Here is a 996-nt window from a genome sequence, read left to right on the forward strand (position 1 = left end):
AGATACATCCATTGTTCTGCTTGATAGTACTTTTTGTCGTAAATGGGGTTTTAAATCTGATGAAAAAGAAGCATTGAGCGTACAGTTTGCATATTCTTATAAAGCAAGGAAACTGGTTAAAACAAAAGACTCTATTAAAATTTCTTTAAAAGAATGCTCGAAAACTTTTAAACCTGCAATTGTCGATCTTACTTCTTTTCCTGCATATAAGAAACGCGAGATTTTTACAGTTCTTGGTTTTCAATTAATGAAGCACAAAATTATAGAATTAAATCTTAAGGAAGGATATCTCCGCTTACATGATAACATTGATAAAGATTCATTAAAGTCCTGTAACTTATTGGAACAAGAGAATGGTAGCTTTAATATAGAGATAGCATTAATGGTGAATGATTCCACTAGGATAACAGGAGAAGTTGGAATTGATCCTGGAATTAACGACTTTTTAGTAACAGGTGTACAAGGGCATCAGAAAGTTTCGAAAAGCCTAAATTCAAAGAGAGTAGTTTTTGATTATTCATATGGAAGAGGATTCTCTATGGATTTTTACAGGGTTCCTGTTGTAGATCTTTGTGGCTACAAAATGAAGAATAATATGGTTCATAATTTCGGATACTATTTTACTAATCCAAACTCTTTAGGCTATGTCGGACTTGATTTTCTAAAAAAGTTCATTCTTTATTTCGACTTAGCACATAATAAGCTCTACTTAAAGCCTTCTAAATGTTTCCATGATCATGAAAATAGAAAAATAAATAGTTTCATCATCTCATCTAACAGAACAATGAACGGTAATAAGATTTTGCTTAAGGGGTTATTAAGGAGTAATTACATAAAGGAAGTTGGACTTGAATTGAATGATGAAATTGTTGAGCTAAATGGAATTCCACAAGCTTCTCTCTCTCAAAATAAAGTTGATTCCATAGTTTTTAATGTTGAAGTAGGTCAAGAATTTAATTTTCTGATTAAGAGAAAAGGGAAATTGATAAGAAAAAA

General features: G+C 30.9%; 1 protein-coding gene. It reads left to right on the forward strand.

The window, feature by feature from the left end:
- A partial coding sequence (locus ACT3CE_RS18855; protein WP_444711311.1) for a hypothetical protein occupies positions 1-996 on the forward strand: 996 nt, incomplete at both ends.

The organism is Marinifilum sp. RC60d5 (genome assembly GCF_052400665.1).
In the GTDB taxonomy this organism is placed as follows: domain Bacteria; phylum Bacteroidota; class Bacteroidia; order Bacteroidales; family Marinifilaceae; genus JBQTGK01.